Below are 22,010 nucleotides of genomic sequence, written 5' to 3' on the forward strand. Positions count from 1 at the left end.
AGGCTTTCTTCTTATGGGTTTAAAATGAGTGCTAGGTCTTTATGGTTAGAAAAGTGCAATTTCATCTTTGTAATGTGTCACTCCTTCAGTTTGAGTTTATTTCATAAAGGTTCTTAATGTGTTTTTCTGTAATTCACTGTTTGATAGGCTTGTTTATCTCGGCATGTCTTTAGCCACTTGGTAGATAGTTTTTGCCATTCATCTATAAATGGCACCACTTAGAAATTTTAATATTAAAATAATACAAGGAAACTTTGAACCTTTTGAAAGTTTCCTGAGTTTTGTGTTCGTGAATGTAAAAGAAAGAATATTGCAAAAGGGGGAGGAATTGTTTTTCAAGCATGGAGTAAGATCTGTGACTATGGATGATATTGCTCAATCCTTAGGGGTATCTAAGAAAACGATTTATCAACATTTTAAGGACAAACGCATGTTTGTGAATGCCGTAACGCAAACGGCCATGAATCGTGAAGTCTGTAAAGAAAGAGATTTTCTTGAAGGAGCTTCAAATCCTATTGAAGCAATAATTTTTGCTAGGCAGATGATGCGTGAATATTTAGCAAATTCAGGAGCCACATTGATTCATGATTTAAAGAAGTATTACCCATCAGCTTATAAAAGTTACGAGGAACATAAAGAGAGTTTTAGAGAGGTAATGGTTAATAACCTAAAAGAAGGAATTGAAGGGGGGTATTACCGAGCAGATATCAATGTGGAGATGCTGGCTATTTTAAGATCAGAATCGGTAGATCTAGCATTTAACAATGATACTTTTCCATCCACACAGTTTAACCTTTTAGATGTCCAGTTGGCATTTATAGATCATTTTGTAAGAGGAATAGTCACAGAAAAGGGCCTAAAGGTCTATGAAGCATTAAAATAAAATAAATGAAAAAACTATTATTTGGAATTTTAGGTTTTAGTACACTTTTCCAAGCCCAAGGGCAACAGGCTTTCTCTTTGAAAGAGGCGGTAGATTATGCTATTGTTCATCATGCAGATGTAAAAAATGCATTGGTGAAAAGACAAGACTCTGAATTGGAAATCAAAGAGATTAAAACCACTGGTTTGCCACAAATAAACGGGCAACTTCAGTACACGTATAACGCCATTGTTCCTACACAGCTTATAGATGCTCAAAACTTTGACCCTAATGCTGCAGAAGGCGAGGTAGTGAAATTTAAGTTTGGTGTACCTTGGAGTGGCCAGGCAGGTTTAAGCTTAAATCAATTGATTTTTGATGCCACTTGGTTGGTTGGTCTTAGGGCAGCAGAAACCTACAGGCAGTTAGCCGACCAGCAAATTGTTCAATCAAAAGTAGCCGTGGCAGAAAATGTTACAAAAGCGTATTACTCAGCTTTAGTAGCACAAGAAAGAGCAGAACTTTTAAAGCTTAATATTAGCCAAATTGATACCCTAAGGTATAATACGGGCGAAATGTTTAAGCAAGGTTTTGTGGAGAAGCTTGACTTAGACAGGCTTTCTGTTCAAAAGAACAACCTAGAAGCAGAGCTTTCAAAAGTTAATAACCTTATCAGTCTTACGTATCAATTATTAAAGTTTCAAATGGGTTTTGATGTTAATCAGCCTATTAGTTTGAAAGATAAACTGGAAGACCAAGAATTAAAAGCTCTTAGCTCCGTAGCATATACCGACGTAAATCCTGAAGATAGAATAGAGTATCAAACATTAAAAACCAATCGTAACCTTTTAAACCTTAATGTAGAAAGGTATCAGAAAGAGGCACTTCCTAATATCGCATTTTCAGGAACTTTAGGAGCAGGTCATAGTAATACTAGGTTTAATCCTTTTGAAAAGTGGTTTGGTTCTTCGGCTCTTTCTTTAATAGTGAACATTCCTATTTATGACAGTGGGTTAAGAAAGATTCAGGTGGAGCGTCAGCGTCTTAATATTATTCAGTTAGATAATACTTCAGAAATGCTTCGCAACTCATTTAAGCTTGAAAACGACCAAGCTACTGTGAGTCTTAAAAATGGCTTAGAAACCCTAGAGGTTCAAAGAAGAAATATGGACTTGGCAGAAGAGATTCTTCGAGTAACCAAAATAAAATACCAACAGGGTGTAGGAAGTAACCTAGAAGTAGTTAACGCCGAAAACGATAACCGCCAAGCCCAAACAAACTATTTCGCTGCACTTTATGATGTGCTAGTAGCGAAAGTTGACCTCGACAAAGCACACGGAAAATTAATAATTGAATAATCATTTTTTAAAAAAGATAAATGAAAAAGTACGCGTATTTACTCATTACTATAGCCACACTTAGTTTTATTGGTTTTTCATGTGGTCAAAAAGAAGATACTAGCATTGAAAGCAAAAAAGCTCAGTTAGTAAAATTACAGTCTGAAGCCTCGGAAATTGATGCAAAGATTGACGCTATTAAAGCGGAAATTGGAATTTTAGAGCCCGAAACAGAGGAGAAAGTATCACAAGTAAAAGCAATGCCTTTAACGGCTCAAAACTTTTCGCATTATGTAGAAGCAAGCGGAAGGTTAGATGCTGTTAATAATGTTTTTGTTAGTCCTAAAATGGGCGGAGCATTGACACGTGTTTTTGTGAAAGAAGGTGATTATGTCAAAAAAGGTCAAACGATTGCGACTATTGACAACAGCATTTTAAGAAATAGCATCAACGAAGTGAAAATTCAGTTAGAAACGGCTAAAACTATTTTTGGACGTCAGGAAGCACTTTGGAATCAAAAGATTGGAACGGAGATTCAATACATTCAAGCCAAAGCTCAAGTAGAAAACTTGGAGAAAAGAATGTTGACCATGGAAGCTCAAGATGCTCAAAATACAGTGGCTGCCCCTATTTCTGGATATGTGGATGAGGTAAGAATGAAAGCAGGCGAAATGGCCTCTCCAGGTTTAGGTATTGTGAGAATTGTAAACCTTAACGACCTTAAAGTAGTAGTAAATATTCCTGACACATATGCGGGTACTATTCAAAAAGGCGACTTGGTAAAAGTTAAATTTCCAGATTTAGGAAAAGAGATTACTGCCAAACTGAGTTTTGTGAGTCAAACAGTAAATCAAGTAAGCAGAACATTTACGGCAGAAGCTAAAGTGCCTTTTGATAAGCAATTAAAGCCTAACCTTACCGCCATGGTAGAAATACAAGACCAAGCAAGAAGTTCGGCATTAGTGATTCCTCAAAACTTGATTCAAAGAACAGAGCTAGGTGATATCGTATATGTAGCTGAATCAGAAGGAGAAAACCAAGTAGCTAGAGGAAGAGTGGTAACTACGGGTTTAAGTTATAATGGCGAAATAGAGATTTTAACAGGTCTAAGTGCTGGTGACATCTTAATTACAGATGGTTATCAGGAAATTGTAGATGGTGAATTGGTTTCTTTCTAATGAAGAATTCCACAAGGAGTTCTTGTTAAATGCCATTAAAAAATTACAAAAATGACAGATTCAAAAGATAATATAGAGTCAGAAAAACTACCAGAAGGCAAAGGGGTTATTTATAACCTTATTGGGGCTTTAGCTAATAATAAAACTACGGTCTATTTGGTTACTTTTTTGCTAACCATAGCTGGTTATAGCATTTATGATAACTTGCCAAAAGAGCAGTTTCCAGAGATTGTTATTCCACAGATTTACGTCAATACGGTTTACTTAGGAACAGCTCCTGAAGATATAGAAAACCTTATTAACAAGCCGTTAGAGAAACAAATTAAGGCAGAAACGGGCATTAAAAAAATTAAGTCAAATGCCCTTCAAGATGTTTCTGTGATATTGGTAGAGTTTAATACCAATGTTACGGTGGAGATAGCCAAAGAGCGAGTAAAGAGTGCTATTGATAAAGCAAGGAGAGATTTGCCAGCAGATTTGGACCAAGACCCAACTGCTATAGAGGTTAACTTTTCGGAGTTTCCAATCATGAATATTAACCTCTCGGGGCAGTTTCCTTTAGAGAAAATTAAGACTTACGGGGAGCAGATTCAAGATGAGATAGAGTCTTTGTCTCAAATTTCTCGTGTAGATATAGTAGGGGCTTTAGAAAGAGAAATTCAAATTAACCTTGACCTTCAAAAATTGCAGTCTTATGGATTAGCTTTTAGCGATATCCAGATGGCAGTTCAAAACGAGAATGTGAATATTTCTGGTGGAGAATTAAATGTAGGAAATGTAAGAAGAACACTTCGTGTCAAAGGAGAGTTTAAGAACATAGAACAGCTAAGAAATGTTATTATCAGGTCGGGCTCTGGAGCTACTGCAAAACTTTCTGAAATAGCAGAGGTGGTAGATTCTAACGAAGAGCGTCAAGATTTTGCAAGGTTAGATAACCAGCCAGTAATTACGTTAAACGTAATTAAAAGAGGTGGCGAAAACTTGATTTTGGCTTCACAAGAGATAGAGAAAATTCTAGAAGAGTTTAAAGAGACAGCACCTCCAGGCTTAAATGTTACCATTACGGCTGACCAGTCTGAAAGAACAGAAGCTGACCTTAACGACCTTATCAATACGGTGGTGATGGGTTTCATCTTCGTGGTATTGGTATTGATGTTTTTCATGGGTGTGAGAGACGCCATTTTTGTGGGACTTTCTGTTCCGCTTTCGGCACTTTTAGCACTTTACCCACTAATGTTGATGGGCTTTACATTAAATACCATCGTGCTTTTTGCCTTCCTGTTAGGACTTGGTTTGGTGGTGGATGACGCCATTGTGGTGGTAGAAAACGCCCACAGGATTTTCAATAAACATAAAAACTTAAGTATTAAAGAAGCGGTAAGGTTAGCAGCATCGGAAGTATTTATTCCGGTAATGGCTGGTACTTTAACTACCATTGCACCATTCTTCCCATTAATATTTTGGCCAGGAATGGTAGGAGAGTTTATGAAATACCTTCCTTTTACATTGATATTTACACTGTTTGCTTCACTGGTAGTTTCTTATGTGATGAATCCAGTGTTTGTAATCACATTCATGAAGAGAGAAGATGAAGACAAAGGGAAAGACCAAGGCTTTAGAACATTATTGAAACCATTAGGCATACTAGTGGGTATAGCGGTATTGTTTTACCTGATTTATGCAGCTACGGGTAGTGCAGGATTCTTTGGAACAGGTAATGTCTTGATTTTGATTGCTATTCTTTATGTGTTTAATCATTACATCTTAACACCTAAATTGATTATTCCTTTTCAGGAAAACTTCTTACCAAAATTAAAAAGTGGATATGGAAAATTAATCAGATGGATAATAACTGGCTGGAGACCTGTTTGGGCAGTATTATCTTCTCTTGTTTTGCTGATAGGTACATTTATTATCATGGGAATAGTGAAGCCATCGGTAATATTCTTCCCTTCTGGTGAGCCAGATTACATTTATATATATAATGTAATGCCAATAGGTACAGATGCTAGAAAAACGGATGATGTAACTAAAGAGATTGAAAGTAGAGTTTTCCGAGTATTGGAAGAAAACAATGCTATGCCCGCTGTTAACTCGGTAATTTCAAACGTGGGTAAAAATGCGGGTGACCCTATGAACCCTGACAGGTCTGATACGCCGCATAAATCTAAGGTGACTATTGCCTTTATTGGAAAAGAACATAGAGGTGATATATCTTCGCAGTTTTTACTTTCAGAAGTTAGAGAGGCTCTTCAAGATGTAGCTGGAACAGAAATATCTGTAGAAAGAGAAAGTAATGGTCCGCCAACGGGTAAAGCTATTACTATCGAAATTACCGGAGAAGACTTTGCCGTTTTAGGTGAAATAGAAAAGAAGGCTTTAAAGAAAATTGAAGATTCAGGAATTCAAGGAATTGATGAATTAAAGACGGACTTAGTAACTAATAAGCCGGAGATAGTTGTTGAAATTGACAGAGAAAAGGCTTCAAGAGAAGGTATCAGTACTGCTCAAGTGGCAATGGCTTTAAGAACAGCGTTATTTGGACTAGAGGTTTCTAAGTTTAGAGATAATGATGATGAGTATCCTATTCAGCTTCGTTTAAAGAAATCTGACAGAGACCAAATAGAGAAGCTTTTAAGCATGAACCTGACTTTCAGAGACATGAATATGGGCGGAGTTTTGAGAAGTGTTCCTTTAGCTACCGTGGCAGACATTTCTTACTCTACCACATTTAGCCAAATCAACAGAACTGATGCGGAAAGAACCATTACTTTAAGTTCTGATGTAACGCCAGAGTATAAAGATGAGGCTACGGTGATAAATCAGAAGATTTTTGCTGAGTTGGCCGACTTAGATTTACCATCAGGATACAGCATTAGCCAGGGTGGAGAGCAAAAAGAGCAAGCAGAAGCTATGGCTTTCTTAAGCTCAGCTTTCTTGATAGCTATGGCAATGATTTATTTGATTTTGGCTGCACAGTTTAATTCTATTATTAAACCAATCATTATCTTCTTCACCATTATTCTGAGTTTGATAGGGGTGTTATTAGGCTTCATGGCTTTTGATAAAACCTTCTCTGTTATTATGTCTGGTGTGGGTATTATTGCACTGGCAGGTATTGTGGTGAAAAATGGTATCCTATTGATTGAATTTATTGACGAGTTAAGAAAGAGAGGTTATACGGTGAAAGAAGCCATTATTGAAGGTGGTTCTACACGTTTAACGCCAGTACTTTTAACCGCATCGTCTACGGTATTGGGTATGATTCCTTTGGCCATAGGCTTAGCCTTTGACTTTGGAGCTCTTTTCGTTGATTTGGAATGGGCAGTAAATGTTGGAGGAGATAGTGCTGTGTTCTGGAACATTTTAGCTTGGACCATTATTTTCGGACTTATTTTCTCTACCATTCTTACTTTGGTAATTGTACCATGTCTGTATTATTTATCTGACAGGCTACAGAAAAAAATTAGAGGAGAAGAAGCTATTGAAAATGAATATAGAAAAGATGACGAAGAGTTAAGTTTTGCTTAAGCTATCGCTTCAAATTTTAAGACCTCACGAATTATTTCGTGAGGTTTTTTTATGCCTAATTTCTTAGGAGAAACAAAATGCCTAATTTCAATCTTTCAAAACAACCCATCAATGAAATACATAGCATCAATAGACCAAGGAACCACCAGTACGCGTTGCATAATCTTTAATAAGCAAGGTGAGATAGTATCGGTAGGTCAAAAAGAGCACGAACAAATTTTCCCTCAAGCAGGCTGGGTAGAGCATAATCCAGAAGAAATAAGACAAAATACGCTAGAGGTAATAGCAAACGCTCGTATTAAAAAAAATATATCCATTTCAGAAATTTTAGCCTGCGGAATTACCAATCAGCGTGAGACGGCCATGGTTTGGAGTCGTAAAACGGGCAAGCCTTATTATAATGCCATAGTGTGGCAAGATACCCGAGTGGGTAAGCAAGTAGATGAGTTAGAAAAAAGCGTAGGCTCAGCTTGGTTCAAAGAGAAAACGGGGCTTCCGCTAGCCACTTATTTTAGTGGATTGAAAATCCAATGGATATTAGAAAATGTAGAAGGTGTTAGAGAAGCAGCCGAAAGTGGCGAAGCTATTTTTGGCAACATGGATACCTATACCGTTTGGCATTTGACAGGTGGTATTGACGGTGGTTTGCACCTGACAGATGTTACAAATGCGTCTAGAACGCAGCTCATGAATATCAATACCATGGAGTGGGAAGATGAGATTTTGGAGAAACTAAATATTCCAAAGGCCATGCTTCCAAGAATAGAACCAAGTAGTAAGGTTTATGGTAAAATAAAGTCGGAGCCGTTAAGAGGTGTTCCTTTAGCAGGAATTTTAGGAGACCAGCAGGCAGCCCTAGTGGGGCAAACGTGTTACGCTCCAGGCGAAGCAAAAAATACCTACGGTACAGGTTGTTTCATGTTAATGAACACAGGTACAGAGGCTATTCCTTCTAAGTTTGGTTTACTAACTACCGTAGCTTATCAGTTTGACGGTCAGCCAGTGCATTATGCTTTAGAAGGCTCTGTGGCTATAGCAGGAGCTTTGGTGCAGTGGCTTAGAGATAATCTCGGTATTATTAAAAACAGTGAAGATGTTCAAAAACTTGCAGAATCTGTAGATGATAATGGCGGAGCGTATTTTGTGCCAGCATTTTCGGGTTTATATGCTCCGCACTGGAATAATAACGCTAGAGGAATTATAGCAGGCCTAACAAGGTATGTAAACAAAGGCCATATCGCTAGAGCGGTTTTAGAAGCTACAGCCTATCAAACCAGAGATGTGCTAGAAGCCATGGAAAAAGATAGCGGAATAGAAATTAAATCGCTTAGAGTAGATGGCGGAATGACGGTCAATGAATTGCTAATGCAATTTCAGTCAGATATTATGGATGTGGAGGTTATTCGTCCTAAAATGATAGAAACTACAGCTTTGGGTGCAGCTTATGCAGCAGGAATGGCGGTAGGCTTTTGGAAGAACTTTGATGATTTGACCCAAAACTGGGGCATTGATAAAACCTGGGAGTCAAAAATGCCTTCAGAAAAAAGAGATAAATACTTCAAAGGTTGGAAAAAAGCCATTGAGCGTAGCTTAGACTGGGAAGATTAAGCAAATAAGGAATTGCGATTGGCAATATTTTGTTCTCTTAATACACAAGGTTTTAACATATAGGATTTAGAGCTCCTTAGGTGCAAAATATCGGTAGAAAAAGGTTTTTTAAACAGGAGCGATATAAAGGCTCCAGCGGAGCGAAATCTTAATAGCTCGGAAAGAAGAAGGAAGAATTTGGAGCTCCTTAGGAGCGAAACATCGGTAGAAAAAGGTTTTTAAACAGGGAGATATAAAAGCTCCAGCGGAGCGAAATGTTAATAGCTCGGAAAGAAGAAGGGAAAATTTGGAGCTCCTCAGGAGCGAAACATCGGTAGAAAAAGGTTTTTAAACAGGGAGATATAAAAGCTCCAGCGGAGCGAAATGTTTATAGCTAGGAAAGAAGAAGGAAGAATTTGGAGCTCCTCAGGAGCGAAACATCGGTAGAAAAGGTTTTTTAAACAGGAGAGAAATAAAAGCTCCAGCGGAGCGAAATATTAATAGCTCGGAAAGAATAAGGAATAATTTGGAGCTCCTTAGGAGCGAAACATCGGTAGAAAAAGGTTTTTAAACAGGGAAATATAAAAGCTCCAGCGGAGCGAAATATTAATAGCTCGGAAAGAATAAGGAATAATTTGGAGCTCCTTAGGAGCGAAACATCGGTAGAAAAAGGTTTTTAAACAGGGAAATATAAAAGCTCCAGCGGAGGGAAATATTAATAGCTTGGAAAGAAGAAGGAAAAATTTGGAGCTCCTTAGGAGCGAAACATCGGTAGAAAAAGGTTTTTAAACAGGGAGATATAAAAGCTCCAGCGGAGCGAAATGTTATTCGTTAGGGAAAGAGAAAGGAATAATCTTTTTTATAAAGCAGAATTTGGAGCTCCTTAGGAGCGAAACGTAGGTAGAAAAGAATAGACAAGAAGAAATAATTTGTTTGGCGAGATTTTGGCCTTAAAATGCCAAAATCATGACAAACGTTTCATTAAAGCTTCTACCAGAGTAGCGTGTTTTGTCAACCAAAAGAAAAAAGAGATGGAAATATTGTCAATCAATCATCCGAACATAAAATTAAAGCTGTCAAATGGCGAAGTCATGACGCTTGACTTTGCAGACTTTCTTAATAAAACAGTACCTGAGCCAAGTAATCCATACCGTGCTATTTTAGAGACAGAGAAGTTCAAAAGTGCTTATGTCAAAGACGGTAAACTAGTTTGGGATGGCGTTTTGGAACTTCAAATGTGCGGCGGTGACACCATGTGGATGCCAGCTGAGTTTACGGAGAGGGAGGTTTTGAGGTTACCGGTATAGTCTATGGTGCTGTTTTCTTAGTTTGTTTTTGGCTACATGCTTAGTAATCAATTTTAGGATTGACCTCCGTTTTTACCCAGTAGGACGATTAAGGAGGAATAGAACTGAATCTTTTTGGGATAGATTGACGAAAGTGTTCTCTAAAAAGAGAAAATAAAATGAGTAAAAAAAGAGACTTGATTCTTACTGCTCTCGTAATTACGACTTTAATTATATGGTCATTATATAAAGGAAATGTAAAGAATGATAATGAAGGGAAAATTATAAAAGATAGAGCTCTAACCAAAGGAATTGTGTTTAGTTATTCCGTTGTTCATCACGGTTCGAATATTTGGGTAGATTACAAGTATCGGGTAAATGATAAAGAGATTAAAAATTCACATATGATAAATTATTTTGCTTCGGGAGCAGAAAAATTATTTGGTCAAGAGTTTGATGTTCTTTATGAAAGAGAAAACCCGCAGAATAGTGTCATAGTTATCACGAAAAAGTTTCATGAAAAGTTTGATGTTCCATTTGGAAGTAAATTGAATTGGGTTTTAGAATATGAGTACTGATAAAGTATCTTGTTATGGGATTTCAAGAGAGTCTATACTCATTCCCATATCTTTCACTACTTGTTCATTGTAATACTTGTTCATAAGAGTCATACTATCTACTTCTTTAAATTCAACTCCCCAAAAAAAGTAGTCTTCCGCTTTCCCATTTTTGACAATGCTTATCCTATTTGAACCGAGGGATTCTACAGGAATGTAGTAGACAAATATATCTAATACCTTATCCTTAGGTAGTACTTTTTTATTCTTGAAAAATATTTCAAGAGACTCAATTTCATCGTCAATAATAATTACTTGTAAAAACTTATTAATTTCAATTGTATCATTCGAAAAGTATGCAATCAGACCCTGATTTTCAAACTTCTCGAGAGTCAAAAATGAAGTAATTGTCATGTTTTCAACTTCTTTTATACCTCGATAGATTATTCCGTTCGCCCCCCTCTTTTCTGTTTTGAGTGAATCGAAATCTGGAGCTTCACGGTAACCTTCCCTAAAAAGAAGAGAATAATTCATATTCTGTTTCGGTGTGTAAACTATCGTTTCTCGATTATTACAGTCCGAAAGACAAAAAGCTAAGATTAATAAAAAGCTACTATTCCGCATTTTCTAGAATGTGAATTAATTGGTCTATAGACCTATATTAGAAAAAACCTTTCAAAAACTCATCAGGTGTCAAAACAGGAATAGCAGATTCCTTGAAATCTTTTCCGTTTCTAGTAATTATCATTTCACAATCCGCCCGCAATGCACTAAAGTATTGTAAAGCATCTTCAAAGTCTGAAAAGTCAGAGCTGAGGCCTTTGTCAATTATTGTTTCATCAAGTGAGCAGATTTCGGATATAACCTTAAACCTTGTAAGCTGCGTTTTAGCTCTTTTGCCCCCTACATCTTTAGAAAGGAAGTAGTTTACGGTGGAAAATGATAAGGAGGAGACATATAAAGTCACTTTTTGAGCGTCTGCAAGAGTGGCTATTTGGGCAGCCGCTTCTGAGAAAGGAGCTCTTTTCGCTAATAAGTCTAGCATAACATTGGTATCTATAAATATTTTCATCTTGCTGTGTTTGCTTCCGAATTATTTATATTTTTCTATCAAGTACTCCTGATATTCTTTCTTGTAATCTAAATCTGAAGGAATCTTGCTATCAGAAGTCATACTCTTCACAAAGGGTGAAATTTCTATGTTGGCACCACCTTCTTCTCTGCTGCTGATAGCCTTGAGATAAGCTTCTATGATTCTAGAAAGGCTTTTTTTCTGGGTTTTGGCATATTCCTTAGCTTGGGCTATTACTTCTTCGTCTAATTTTAGTGTTAGCTTGGCATCCATGCGAGTTCTTTTTTGTACGTACAAATATAATAAATATGTACGTAATCGAAAAGGTCAGTATCTTTCTACTGACAGACTTTCAATCTGACCCGAACTTCTACCTAAATCAAAAATCTAGGTAATCATGAGAATCGTAAAAATCATGGTTTAGATAATTATTCCCTAAAACAACCCCAACTGCCCATTCCGAATAAAAGCATCATAATTATAGTCAGGGAAACCTCTTCCTGCTAAATATTTCATGCGGCTTATTTTATGGAGTTGTTTGATATGCTCGGCATATTTTCCTTCGCCTCGCATTCTTCTTCCGTACTGGCTGTCGTTCAAATTTCCGACATGGCATTCCTTTATTTGATTTAGCACCTTTTCAGCTTTGTTTGGAAAGGCTTTGTAAATCCAGTCGGTGAAAATTTCGGCTATGGAGCCATTAAGTCGCACCATGGTGTAGCCAGCCCAGCATGCTCCATTTTCTGAAGCCTGTTTGATGAGTTCTGGTATTTCATGGTCGTTTAAACTCGGGATAATGGGTGCTGTGTTGACCCCAACGGGGATTCCATTTTCAGACAGTTTTTTAATAATATGAAGTCTTTTTAAGCCAGATACCGTTCTTGGCTCTAAAGCCCGTCTTAATTCCTCATTTAAAGAGGTAAGGGAAACTATAACGTGCAATAATTGATGCTTTGCTAATTGCTGTAAAATGTCAATATCTCTCAAGATTAAAGCATTCTTAGTAATGATGGCGACAGGGTTTCTGTATTTGAGGCATATTTCTAGCATCTGCCTGGTCAATTGAAATTTCTTTTCGGCAGGTTGATAACAATCCGTATTTCCTGAAAAAAGAATTGGCGTAGCCGTCCAAGATTTCTTTTGGAGTTCCTTCTCTAATAGTTCGGGAGCATTCTTTTTGACTAAAATCTTTTGTTCAAAATCTAAGCCAGCCGAATAACCATAATATTCATGCGTGTTTCTGGCGTAGCAGTAAATGCAGCCATGCTCGCAGCCTTGGTAAGGATTGACAGATTTTCCGTTGGGTACATCAGGGCTATCAATTTTGTTGACCACCTTTTTGGGGTATTCAATGAGGTATTTCGTTTTCCTAGTTCTGAAGTTCTCTTCGTCGCCATAAGCAAAGTCCTCATTATAGACCGTAGTGTTTGCCAAAAAACGATTATTACTGTTGAGCTGAGCACCGCGACCTTTAATTTTTGGAATTTCCGACATAAATGAGACCCTTTTTGAAAATTGAGCCATAAAACTAAAGCCATTTTGACATCTGCAAATGAAAACCTTTACCTTTGCTACAACCATTGGCAGACCAAAATATGACCCATAATTTAAAGCTTAAGAAACCATTAGCTGTTTTTGATTTAGAAACTACAGGAACCAACATTTCTAGAGATAGAATAGTAGAGCTCTCTGTGGCTAAAGCAATGCCAGATGGCACGGTGGAGGTAAAAACCAAACGTGTAAATCCTGAAATGCCTATTCCTATTGAATCTAGTTTGATTCACGGCATTTATGACGAAGACGTTAAAGACGAACCTACTTTTAGGCAAATGGCCAAATCTTTGGCTCAGTTTCTTCAGGGGTGCGACCTTGCAGGTTTTAATAGCAACAGGTTTGATATTCCGATGTTGGTAGAGGAGTTTTTAAGAGTAGGTTCAGATTTGTTTGACCTTAAAAATAGAAAATTTGTAGATGCTCAGCGTATTTTTCATCAAATGGAGCCAAGAACCTTAGCAGCCGGTTATAAATTTTACACGGGTAAGACTTTAGAAAACGCTCACAGTGCTGAGGCTGATACGCTTGCTACTTTAGAAGTGATATGTGCTCAGGTAGAAAAATACGAAGGCGTAAAAATCACGAACAAGAAAGGTGAAGAAATAGAGCCAGTCAAAAACGACGTGCAGGCATTGCATGATTTTACCTCAGGTAAGATTGTAGATTTTGCAAACAGATTGGCCTATGACGATAATGATGTAATAGTTTTCAATTTTGGAAAACACAAAGGGAAAAGGGTAACCGATGTCTTCACCAAAGAAAAAGGCTACTATGACTGGATGATGAACAGTGACTTCCCTTTAGATACCAAAAGGAAGCTTACAGAAATAAAGCTTAGTATGGCTGGAGGGCTTTTTGGCTCGTAGTAATAAAAAATTGTAATACTGGAAGGTTGTCTTAATTCTTCGCTTTTAAATTCAGTCAAAGAGATAAAATGGCTAATTTTGCCGAGATTTTCTTTGAGTAAAATAAATTAATGGAAAACCAACTACCATCTATACCCGATGTAATAGCCCAAGTACCACTTACAAACTACGTGTTATTAGCTAGTATTTTGTTTGTTATAGGTATTGTAGGCGTTTTGATAAGGAGAAATGCCCTAATCATGTTTATGTCAATTGAGCTTATGCTTAATGCCGTAAATCTACTTTTAGTCTCATTCTCGTCTTACAGGTCTGACCCGAACGGTCAGATTTTCGTTTTTTTTATTATTGCAGTTGCAGCGGCCGAGGTGGCTGTTGGACTTGCCATCATTGTCATGATTTATCGAAACATTAGGTCCATTGATATTGGCCTGTTAGATAAATTGAGAGGTTAATTTAGTTTGAATTTCTGAATAGAATATATGTCGCTGATTGCTTTAATCCCTCTATTTCCTTTATTAGGCTTTTTAATAAATGGTCTGGGTTTTAAGATAATGCCAAAGAACTTGGTAGCTCCTATAGGTATTGGGGCTTCTTTTCTTTCATTTCTTGCTACCATAGGCGTTTACCTACAGTTTAAGGAAACTAGCCAACCGATTGTTGAAACACTTTTTGATTGGATTTCCGTAGGAAACATAAATGTTTCTTTCGCTTTCCAAATTGACCAGTTGAGCATTTTAATGCTTTTCATTATTACTGGGGTGGGTACTTTAATTCATTTGTATTCTGCTGGTTATATGAAGCATGATGCAGGTGTTGGTAAGTTTTTCGCTTACCTAAACTTGTTCCTTTTTTCTATGCTGATATTGGTGATGGGTGCTAATTACCTCATCATGTTTATTGGTTGGGAAGGCGTAGGACTTTGTTCATACCTTTTGATAGGTTTCTGGAATAAGCGTTCAGACTTTGGAGATGCTGCCAGAAAAGCGTTTATAATGAATAGGGTAGGAGACTTAGGTTTCTTAATTGGTGTCTTTTTGATTTTCCATTATTTCGGAACTTTAGAATATATAGCGGTTTTTGAACAAGCCAAAGGCATGCCTTCCGGTTCTTTACCACTTATGTTTATCAGCTTCTGTCTGTTTATAGGAGCCATGGGTAAGTCGGCTCAAATTCCACTTTTTACATGGTTGCCAGATGCCATGGCGGGTCCTACACCAGTTTCGGCATTAATTCACGCCGCTACCATGGTTACGGCAGGTATTTACATGGTGGTAAGAAGTAACGTGATTTACACTTTATCACCAGACACCTTAGAGTTTATAGCTTGGATAGGTACTTTGACAGCACTTGTTGCGGCGGCAATAGCCCTTTTTCAAAACGACATCAAAAAGGTTTTGGCTTACTCTACCGTGAGTCAGCTGGGTTATATGTTTATTGGTTTAGGTGTGATGGCTTATTCCTCAGGTTTTTTCCATGTTATTACGCATGCATTCTTCAAGGCTCTTCTTTTCTTAGGAGCAGGTAGTGTGATTCACGCCATGGGCGATGAGCAGGATATTAGAAAAATGGGAGGACTTTGGTCAAAAACGAAAATTACGGCCGTTACCTTCTTAATAGGAACCATTGCCATTTCAGGTATTCCTCCTTTCGCAGGTTTCTTTTCAAAAGACGAAATTTTAGCTCATGTTTTTGAGCACAATAAAGGCATGTGGGCTCTCGCAATGGCGGGTTCTTTCATGACCGCTTTTTACATGTTCAGGTTGTTTTTCTTAACCTTTACAGGTCAATTTAGAGGAACTAAAGAGCAGGAAGAGCATTTACATGAATCGCCAAGTTCTATGACGCTGCCACTTATTGTACTTGCAGTATTGTCAATGGTAGGAGGTTTCATTGGCTTCCCTGAGATATTCCATTTGCCACATTTCTTAGGAGACTTTTTGAGTCCAATATATGCTAACTCTAGAGAAGCCTTTGACGGTTTTGGCGAGGTTAATTTATCACACGCTACAGAGTGGATGCTGATGGGCTTTTCGGTGCTATTGGCTCTTGCGGCTTTGCTACTGGCTTATGTCATTTATGTCAAAAGAGGTTTTGTGCCAAAAGAAGATTCAGAGATTACAGGCATTCAGAAGTTCATTTACAACAAGTTTTACCTTGACGAAAACTACGACAAGGTCTTTGTAAACCCAATTGAAAAGTCTTCAAAGCTTTTTGGTAATATTATTGACCCGAAAGGAATTGACGGTTTTATCAATCTTATTACTTCAGGAATTGGCTCATTGAGCAAAATAGGAACTAAGGTACAAACAGGTACTACAGGTTTTTACCTTTTAATAATGTGTTTATCTATCGGCTTTCTCCTCATTCTTAATTTAGGACAAGACGTTTTAGCACACTTCACAGATATTTTTAAAGCGATAACTAGCAAATAGATGTTGATACTAGCACTCATATTGATTCCCATCTTCGGAGCACTTATTGTTTTTGCTTTGGGAGGTCAAAATCAATTAAGAAGCAAACAACTGGCATTGGCAGTAGCTCTTTTAGAGCTAGTCGTGTTTGGTTTTATTTTAAAAGAATTCAATACTTCAGGAAACCTTCTTTTTCAAAAAGAATGGCTGCCAGATTTCGGTATATCTTTTAAGTTCGCCATTGACGGTATTAGTGTTCTTTTATTAGGACTTAGTGCAGTACTGGTGCCGCTGGTTATTCTTAGTACGTTCAAAGTAGCTTACGAAAAAGCCAATGTACTTTATGCTTTGATACTATTGACAGAGGCCGCTCTGGTAGGTGTATTTATGGCAGGAGACTTATTCCTGTTTTATTTCTTTTTCGAAATTGCCTTAATCCCAGTCTACTTCTTAGGGTTAATTTGGGGGCGGGCGGATGCCGCAAAAGCTACCTTCAAAATGCTGGCGTATACCATTTTTGGTAGTTTGTTAATGTTGGTAGGTTTGGTCTATTTGTATTCCAAAGGTCAAACAGCAGACATGGAAGCCTTAAAATCGTCTATGGCTTTTATTCCAGCAGGGGTACAAACCACCCTGTTTTGTCTTTTCATGTTAGCTTTTGCTATTAAAATGCCAATTTTTCCATTACATACATGGCAGGCAGATGCTTATTCAGAGTCATCTACTCCGGCTACTATGCTCTTGGCAGGTTTGCTTTCAAAAATGGGTGTTTATGGTTTGATAAGAATTGCACTTCCAATGTCACCTTTAGGAGCCAAAGAAATGGGCTACATGGTAATGGTGCTCGGAGTAGTTGGTTTGATATATGGTTCTATTATAGCGGTGAAGCAAGACAACTTAAAAAGGTTGATAGCTTACTCTTCATTTGCACACATGGGTTTAATGGCAGCCGCTATTTTTAGTGGAACTTTGGAGGGAACACAAGGTGCGGTTTTCCAAATGTTAGCTCATGGTCTTAATGCTGTAGGTTTATTCTTTGTGGTGAAAATCATTTCAGAAAGAACAGGTAGCCGAAGTTTATCTTCACTCGGAGGTCTTTCACAAGACGCACCATGGTTAAGTGTAACTTTTATGATTATCCTTTTGGGTAGTGTGGCTTTGCCATTGACAAACGGTTTTGTCGGTGAGTTTTTAATGCTCAAAGGTGTTTTTGACCACGGCAAGCTATTGGGTATCATTTCAGGGATAAGCATCATTTTAGGTGCTGTATACTTATTAAGACTTTTTCAAAAAACGATGTTTGGCGAAAAGCAAAATACAGATGTAGTGATTGAAGATATTTCAGGTTCAGAAACCATTGTATTATGTGTGATTTCAGCCCTGGTTATATTAATGGGAGTTTTTCCTAACTGTATACTGGAAATTTCAGAACCAGCTTCTCAGCAGCTTCTAGACTATATGGCTAAATTTTAAAGATTAAAAGAACATGTATCCAATAATCGCTCTTTCTATTACTGGTCTATTGACCCTGTTCTTAGGTTTTCTAGATAATAAAAAACTAGTTTTCCCAATCTCAATACTCTTTTTGGTAATCGCCTTAGGCGTTTCGTTTGTTGATTGGAATGCTCCAGGTTTATATTTCAATGAGATGCTATCTATAAATAATGAAACCATTGTTTTTGGTGCCATTATTTTAGTTTCGGCCATTCTTATTTTATGTCTTTCTGAAGGTTTTAATGATTTTGAGTTTGCACAACCCGCGGAGTACTTTGCTTTGGTTCAGCTGTCCTTAGTAGGGGCTTTGATGATGGTTTCATTTGAAAATCTTATAATGCTGTTCCTTGGAATCGAGATTCTTTCTATTGGCCTTTATGTGTTAACAGGAGCCGACAAGAGAAACCTTAGAGGAAATGAAGCAGCCATTAAGTACTTCTTAATGGGAGCTTTTGCTACGGGTATACTATTGTTCGGAATTGCCATGTTTTATGGTGCTGTCGGAAGTTTTAACATTCATGCCTCTTCAGCTATGAATGACGCTTCTATGCCTTTCCTTTGGATTGGCTGTACATTGATATTAATTGGTTTGACCTTTAAGGTATCTGCAGCACCATTTCATTTTTGGTCGCCAGACGTATATGAAGGAGCACCTACCATCTTTACGGCCTATATGGCTACGGTGGTTAAAACAGCGGGTTTTGTAGCGATTTTTAAGGTATTATGGTCCTCTTTCTCACAAATTACAGAGTTCTGGACACCAATGATAGTTATCATGGTAGGAGCCTCTTTAATTATAGGGAATGTTTTTGCGGTGACGCAAAAGAGTTTTAAAAGGCTAATGGCTTATTCAAGTGTATCGCATGCAGGTTTTATGCTTTTGGCTTTAGTCGGAGATAATGAAGGTGCATTGGGCACCATCATGTTTTATTCAGTGGCCTATTCATTAGCTACTATTACGGCATTTGGTGTTTTAATGAAAGTTTCAAAGCACAGAATTGAAAAAGGCAGACCTTACGAGCAGATTGATTTGTTTGAAGGTTTGGTAAAAAACAATGGCTTCTTAGCCGCGGTGTTGTCGGTGGCTTTATTATCGCTTGCAGGTATTCCGCTAACGGCAGGCTTTTGGGGTAAGTTCTTTGTGTTTAGTGATGCTGCAGCCTCTGGTAACTTTATTTTAATAGTAATAGCCGTGTTGATGTCGGCAGTGGCGGTGTATTATTATTTCAAGCCTATAATTTTAAGCATGAAGAAAACAGATGGCGTAGAAACTGTATCGCTTTCGCCTCTTGTAAAGCTTATTTTGGTGATAACCACTTGTGGAACGATAATTTTAGGAATATTTCCAAACTTACTTCGTTCCATCTTCTAAAGAAAACTGATTGACTGAATTACTTAAGAATATAGATTTAAAGAAACATAAGAGTTTCATCAACTTTTTTTTAACAGGTGTTTTTGGTGCCTCTGTTAATTTCCTGTCTCAGATTCCACTTAAAGTTTGGTTTTTAGATTTTGGAATGAATCATGATGCTGCATTAGCGTGGAGTGTCTTTTGGGCCTATATGATTTCTACGGCCGCTACATTTATACCAGCCAAAATATTTGCTTTCTCAGCCAAGGAATCTGGCAACTCTAAAAGAGAGTGGGTAAAATTCTTCATTATAGCTTCCTTGGCCCTTATTGTACAAGAGTTAGTGACTTTAGGGACCTTGAAATTCATTGTCAATCCTTACTTTGGAGACTATAGTCTTCTTTGGAGAGAGAAAGCTTCTCACTTAGCTGGAATGGCCTGTAGCTTTCTGGCAAACTTCTTCGGGCACAAGTTTTTTACCTTCCGTACCACAGGGCTCTATAGGATGATTAGAGCAGATCGAAATTAAATTTTTCTAAGTTTTATTTAAACTTCTTTCTGATTTTAAGTTTTTTTTAAAGAAAAGTGGTGGGTTTGTGCTTGAGAACTTAAAAAGTTCTTAAATTTGATTTCATTTTATATAAACGTTAAACAAATCAATACCGATGAAAAAATTAATCGCTGTTATGTTATTAGCCGGAATGGCTTCTTTTACTGCTTGTTCTTCTGCTTCTGAGTCAGCTTCTGACGCTATGGAAACTGCTACTGAAGCGGTTGACGATGCTGCTGATGCTACTATGGATGCTGCTGAGTCAGTTGTTGATTCAGTTGGAGCTACTATGGAAGATGCTACTGAGGCTGTTGAAGAAGCAGTTGCTGAGTAATCTCATCACTAGTCAATATATTAAAACCTTCTCATTTCAAAATGAGAAGGTTTTTGTTGTTTTAGGGTTATATATTTGCAGAAAAAAGGAATAGAATGCTAGAAAGAAGTCAGGCTCCAGCTTTTAAATCGGTCGAATCTGTAAAGCTTGCGGAGGCTGAGAAAGATATTTTTCAAAACGAAATCCCACTTTACACGGTAGGCTTTGCTTCGCAAGACGTGATTAAGCTGGAATTAGTTTTTGAAGCGGGTTCTGCCTTTGAAAAGAAGCGAGGTATTTCTGCTTTGTTTTCAAAACTGCTTTTAGGAGGAACAAAAACTAGAACTGGTTCTGAAATAATGGCGGGTTTTGACCAGTATGGTGGTTTTATAGAAGTTAGTTCTAGAATAGAGCGACTTTACATAGTGCTTTATGGCTTACCAAAATATCTTGACAAATACCTAGCTATCATAAAAGATATGTTAGAGAATAGTGTCTTTCCTGAAGATGAATTAGAGCTTCAGCGAAAAATATCTCTTCAAAACATGAAGTTAAATATGGAGAAATCTTCCTATTTAGCTAATAGAGAATTTAAGAGGGCAATGTTTGGCTCCGTTAATCCATACGGTAGCGTTTTAAATGGGGAAGATTTTGAAACGATTACTAGAGAAGACTTAGTAAACTTCTACGAATCAAACGTTCAAGGGAAAAACTTTAGGATATTTGCCTCAGGAAATGTTAAAGAAAGAGAGAAGCAGCTTTTAAATAATTCTTTTGGTAAGGAAAGTTATTTGGCTCAAAACAGATTGGATATTCCTTTTGAGATATTTACACCTTCAAAAAAACTGGTAACCCTAGAAAATAAAATGCAGTCTACCATAAGACTGGGCAAGCCGCTTTTTGACAGACTGCATCCTGACTTTTTCCCAATGGCGGTAACTAATACTGTTTTTGGAGGATATTTTGGGAGCAGGCTGATGACTAACATTAGAGAAGATAAAGGATTTACTTATGGTATTTCTTCTTCTATAAATCCGCTAAGAGGTTTTGGCTATATGATGATAGGTTCTGATGTGGTTAAAGAAAACACTGAAGACACGCTAAAGGAGATAGAAAAGGAAATAAACTTGCTTAGAAACGAAGAGGTAAGTCAAAACGAGCTAGAAACTGTAAAAAACTATATGTCCGGAAGTTTTGCAGGTTCTATCACCACTGCCTTTGAACTTATGGATAAGCACAAGAACATAATTCTGTCGGAATTGCCTTCAGATTATTACGATTCATTTATTGATAGAATAAATAGTGTAACCACAGCACAAGTTTCAGAGGTGGCTAATAAGCATCTTAGTATGGAAGCTTTGAGTGAAGTAGTAGTGGGCGAAAAAATCTAAATAGGCATAAAGCGGTCGCCATCTTCCCGGGCTTCATAACGTAATACATTAGTTAAAACCATCAAAACTAAGGTTCTGGAAGCTTGTTTTTTCGGAATAGCACAAAGTTCTGCAAAAGTGTCTAGCGTTATTGTAGGGTGCTCTGTTAGGTAGGCCATCAACTTACTTTCTTTGTCGCCATAGTTAAAACGAAGGCTTTTGCCTTTTTTTAAACCCCTTAATATTTCTCTTATTTCTTTACTGGCCTGAATAGTACGGTCTTTATGACGCACAAAAACCTTGTCGGCGGCTTTGTGAGGTTTGTTCTCACTTTCAGGAATATGGAAAATTAAGATTTCACTCTCGTTTAGTAAGCGAACACGTTCTATGCTATAGTCTAATTCAGGCGTAATAGCTCTTTCTATTTCTCTGACGAGTACATATTCCTCTTCATCTGCAAATTTTAATCCGTTAAGAGTGCCATCGTCATCAACGCCCACTAAAAGTTGACCTCCCTTGGTATTGGCAAAGGCCACCATTTCTCGAATGATTTTTTCAGGATACTTGGCTTTGAATTTAAATTCCAGACGCAATCCCTCACCTTGACTAGCCAGCTTTTTCAAGTTAGTCAAGTTTCTTCCCTTTATGCTCTTTCCTTTATATGCAAGTTCCATTTGTTGATAGTGTTGGG

At 37.5% G+C, this 22,010-nt stretch carries 20 protein-coding genes; 15 read left to right on the forward strand and 5 right to left on the reverse strand.

Annotated elements, in window-relative coordinates:
- The first annotated feature begins 208 nt into the window (after positions 1-208).
- The 7 genes from AC0L6O_RS02940 to AC0L6O_RS02970 all read left to right on the forward strand — a co-directional run bounded on the left by AC0L6O_RS02940 (position 209) and on the right by AC0L6O_RS02970 (position 10,359).
- Positions 209-883 (forward strand): TetR/AcrR family transcriptional regulator, encoded by a 675-nt coding sequence (locus AC0L6O_RS02940; protein WP_473306204.1) that lies wholly within the window; start codon positions 209-211, stop codon positions 881-883.
- Positions 884-888: 5 nt separating this feature from the next.
- Positions 889-2,220: a TolC family protein gene (locus AC0L6O_RS02945; RefSeq protein ID WP_473306206.1), complete on the forward strand. Its 1,332-nt coding sequence runs from the start codon at positions 889-891 to the stop codon at positions 2,218-2,220.
- Positions 2,221-2,240: 20 nt separating this feature from the next.
- The gene (locus AC0L6O_RS02950; protein WP_473306207.1) at positions 2,241-3,377 is read left to right on the forward strand and encodes an efflux RND transporter periplasmic adaptor subunit; all 1,137 of its coding nucleotides are present in this window, start codon (positions 2,241-2,243) and stop codon (positions 3,375-3,377) included.
- Between the two features lie 51 nt (positions 3,378-3,428).
- Positions 3,429-6,908 (forward strand): efflux RND transporter permease subunit, encoded by a 3,480-nt coding sequence (locus tag AC0L6O_RS02955; RefSeq protein ID WP_473306209.1) that lies wholly within the window; start codon positions 3,429-3,431, stop codon positions 6,906-6,908.
- Between the two features lie 111 nt (positions 6,909-7,019).
- On the forward strand, positions 7,020-8,516 hold the full coding sequence (gene glpK, locus AC0L6O_RS02960) for a glycerol kinase GlpK (RefSeq protein WP_473306210.1): 1,497 nt from the start codon (positions 7,020-7,022) through the stop codon (positions 8,514-8,516).
- A gap of 1,010 nt (positions 8,517-9,526) precedes the next feature.
- Positions 9,527-9,802, forward strand: a complete 276-nt coding sequence (locus tag AC0L6O_RS02965) for a hypothetical protein (protein WP_473306211.1) — start codon at positions 9,527-9,529, stop codon at positions 9,800-9,802.
- Positions 9,803-9,960: 158 nt separating this feature from the next.
- Positions 9,961-10,359 carry a hypothetical protein gene (locus AC0L6O_RS02970; RefSeq protein WP_473306212.1) on the forward strand — a complete coding sequence of 133 codons (399 nt, stop codon included), beginning with the start codon at positions 9,961-9,963 and terminating at the stop codon, positions 10,357-10,359.
- Positions 10,360-10,371: 12 nt separating this feature from the next.
- Here AC0L6O_RS02970 and AC0L6O_RS02975 read toward each other — a convergent pair whose 3' ends face one another.
- From AC0L6O_RS02975 to AC0L6O_RS02990, 4 genes are all read right to left on the reverse strand, one after another.
- On the reverse strand, positions 10,372-10,872 hold the full coding sequence (locus AC0L6O_RS02975) for a hypothetical protein (protein ID WP_473306214.1): 501 nt from the start codon (positions 10,870-10,872) through the stop codon (positions 10,372-10,374).
- A gap of 127 nt (positions 10,873-10,999) precedes the next feature.
- Positions 11,000-11,410 carry a type II toxin-antitoxin system VapC family toxin gene (locus AC0L6O_RS02980; protein WP_473306215.1) on the reverse strand — a complete coding sequence of 137 codons (411 nt, stop codon included), beginning with the start codon at positions 11,408-11,410 and terminating at the stop codon, positions 11,000-11,002.
- A 21-nt stretch (positions 11,411-11,431) separates the two neighbouring features.
- Positions 11,432-11,683: a DUF6364 family protein gene (locus AC0L6O_RS02985; RefSeq protein WP_473306217.1), complete on the reverse strand. Its 252-nt coding sequence runs from the start codon at positions 11,681-11,683 to the stop codon at positions 11,432-11,434.
- 162 nt (positions 11,684-11,845) lie between these two features.
- A complete protein-coding gene (locus AC0L6O_RS02990; protein WP_473306219.1) occupies positions 11,846-12,904 on the reverse strand; it encodes a PA0069 family radical SAM protein in 1,059 nt (352 codons plus the stop codon).
- A 101-nt stretch (positions 12,905-13,005) separates the two neighbouring features.
- On the opposite strand from AC0L6O_RS02990, the gene AC0L6O_RS02995 reads away from it, so the two are divergent.
- From AC0L6O_RS02995 to AC0L6O_RS03030, 8 genes are all read left to right on the forward strand, one after another.
- Positions 13,006-13,830, forward strand: coding sequence for an exonuclease domain-containing protein (locus tag AC0L6O_RS02995; protein ID WP_473306221.1), 825 nt, complete (start codon positions 13,006-13,008; stop codon positions 13,828-13,830).
- A 110-nt stretch (positions 13,831-13,940) separates the two neighbouring features.
- Positions 13,941-14,282, forward strand: a complete 342-nt coding sequence (nuoK, locus tag AC0L6O_RS03000) for an NADH-quinone oxidoreductase subunit NuoK (RefSeq protein WP_341228058.1) — start codon at positions 13,941-13,943, stop codon at positions 14,280-14,282.
- Positions 14,283-14,309: 27 nt separating this feature from the next.
- On the forward strand, positions 14,310-16,262 hold the full coding sequence (gene nuoL, locus AC0L6O_RS03005) for an NADH-quinone oxidoreductase subunit L (protein ID WP_473306222.1): 1,953 nt from the start codon (positions 14,310-14,312) through the stop codon (positions 16,260-16,262).
- The gene (locus tag AC0L6O_RS03010; RefSeq protein ID WP_473306224.1) at positions 16,263-17,714 is read left to right on the forward strand and encodes a complex I subunit 4 family protein; all 1,452 of its coding nucleotides are present in this window, start codon (positions 16,263-16,265) and stop codon (positions 17,712-17,714) included.
- Positions 17,715-17,727: 13 nt separating this feature from the next.
- Positions 17,728-19,107 (forward strand): NADH-quinone oxidoreductase subunit N, encoded by a 1,380-nt coding sequence (locus AC0L6O_RS03015; RefSeq protein WP_473306225.1) that lies wholly within the window; start codon positions 17,728-17,730, stop codon positions 19,105-19,107.
- Positions 19,108-19,117: 10 nt separating this feature from the next.
- The gene (locus AC0L6O_RS03020) at positions 19,118-19,615 is read left to right on the forward strand and encodes a GtrA family protein (RefSeq protein WP_473306227.1); all 498 of its coding nucleotides are present in this window, start codon (positions 19,118-19,120) and stop codon (positions 19,613-19,615) included.
- Positions 19,616-19,772: 157 nt separating this feature from the next.
- Positions 19,773-19,970: a hypothetical protein gene (locus AC0L6O_RS03025; protein ID WP_341228053.1), complete on the forward strand. Its 198-nt coding sequence runs from the start codon at positions 19,773-19,775 to the stop codon at positions 19,968-19,970.
- Between the two features lie 95 nt (positions 19,971-20,065).
- The gene (locus AC0L6O_RS03030) at positions 20,066-21,340 is read left to right on the forward strand and encodes a M16 family metallopeptidase (RefSeq protein ID WP_473306228.1); all 1,275 of its coding nucleotides are present in this window, start codon (positions 20,066-20,068) and stop codon (positions 21,338-21,340) included.
- Here AC0L6O_RS03030 and AC0L6O_RS03035 read toward each other — a convergent pair.
- Positions 21,337-21,993 (reverse strand): AlbA family DNA-binding domain-containing protein, encoded by a 657-nt coding sequence (locus tag AC0L6O_RS03035; protein WP_473306229.1) that lies wholly within the window; start codon positions 21,991-21,993, stop codon positions 21,337-21,339. The two genes, AC0L6O_RS03030 and AC0L6O_RS03035, sit on opposite strands and share 4 nt — an antisense overlap.
- Between the last annotated feature and the right edge of the window lie 17 nt (positions 21,994-22,010).

It is taken from the genome of Arcticibacterium sp. GJ41-1, assembly GCF_055808875.1.

Coding starts and splice junctions, on each gene's coding strand:
- AC0L6O_RS03015 (WP_473306225.1), top strand. CDS start 17,728: ATGTATCCAATAATCGCTCTTTCTATTACTGGTCTATTGACCCTGTTC.
- AC0L6O_RS02985 (WP_473306217.1), bottom strand. CDS start 11,683: ATGGATGCCAAGCTAACACTAAAATTAGACGAAGAAGTAATAGCCCAA.
- AC0L6O_RS03025 (WP_341228053.1), top strand. CDS start 19,773: ATGTTATTAGCCGGAATGGCTTCTTTTACTGCTTGTTCTTCTGCTTCT.
- AC0L6O_RS02945 (WP_473306206.1), top strand. CDS start 889: ATGAAAAAACTATTATTTGGAATTTTAGGTTTTAGTACACTTTTCCAA.
- AC0L6O_RS03010 (WP_473306224.1), top strand. CDS start 16,263: ATGTTGATACTAGCACTCATATTGATTCCCATCTTCGGAGCACTTATT.
- AC0L6O_RS02970 (WP_473306212.1), top strand. CDS start 9,961: ATGAGTAAAAAAAGAGACTTGATTCTTACTGCTCTCGTAATTACGACT.
- AC0L6O_RS02995 (WP_473306221.1), top strand. CDS start 13,006: ATGACCCATAATTTAAAGCTTAAGAAACCATTAGCTGTTTTTGATTTA.
- AC0L6O_RS03035 (WP_473306229.1), bottom strand. CDS start 21,993: ATGGAACTTGCATATAAAGGAAAGAGCATAAAGGGAAGAAACTTGACT.
- nuoK (WP_341228058.1), top strand. CDS start 13,941: ATGGAAAACCAACTACCATCTATACCCGATGTAATAGCCCAAGTACCA.
- AC0L6O_RS02980 (WP_473306215.1), bottom strand. CDS start 11,410: ATGAAAATATTTATAGATACCAATGTTATGCTAGACTTATTAGCGAAA.
- AC0L6O_RS02975 (WP_473306214.1), bottom strand. CDS start 10,872: ATGAATTATTCTCTTCTTTTTAGGGAAGGTTACCGTGAAGCTCCAGAT.
- AC0L6O_RS02950 (WP_473306207.1), top strand. CDS start 2,241: ATGAAAAAGTACGCGTATTTACTCATTACTATAGCCACACTTAGTTTT.
- AC0L6O_RS02990 (WP_473306219.1), bottom strand. CDS start 12,904: ATGTCGGAAATTCCAAAAATTAAAGGTCGCGGTGCTCAGCTCAACAGT.
- nuoL (WP_473306222.1), top strand. CDS start 14,310: ATGTCGCTGATTGCTTTAATCCCTCTATTTCCTTTATTAGGCTTTTTA.
- AC0L6O_RS02955 (WP_473306209.1), top strand. CDS start 3,429: ATGACAGATTCAAAAGATAATATAGAGTCAGAAAAACTACCAGAAGGC.
- AC0L6O_RS03030 (WP_473306228.1), top strand. CDS start 20,066: ATGCTAGAAAGAAGTCAGGCTCCAGCTTTTAAATCGGTCGAATCTGTA.
- AC0L6O_RS02965 (WP_473306211.1), top strand. CDS start 9,527: ATGGAAATATTGTCAATCAATCATCCGAACATAAAATTAAAGCTGTCA.
- glpK (WP_473306210.1), top strand. CDS start 7,020: ATGAAATACATAGCATCAATAGACCAAGGAACCACCAGTACGCGTTGC.
- AC0L6O_RS02940 (WP_473306204.1), top strand. CDS start 209: ATGGCACCACTTAGAAATTTTAATATTAAAATAATACAAGGAAACTTT.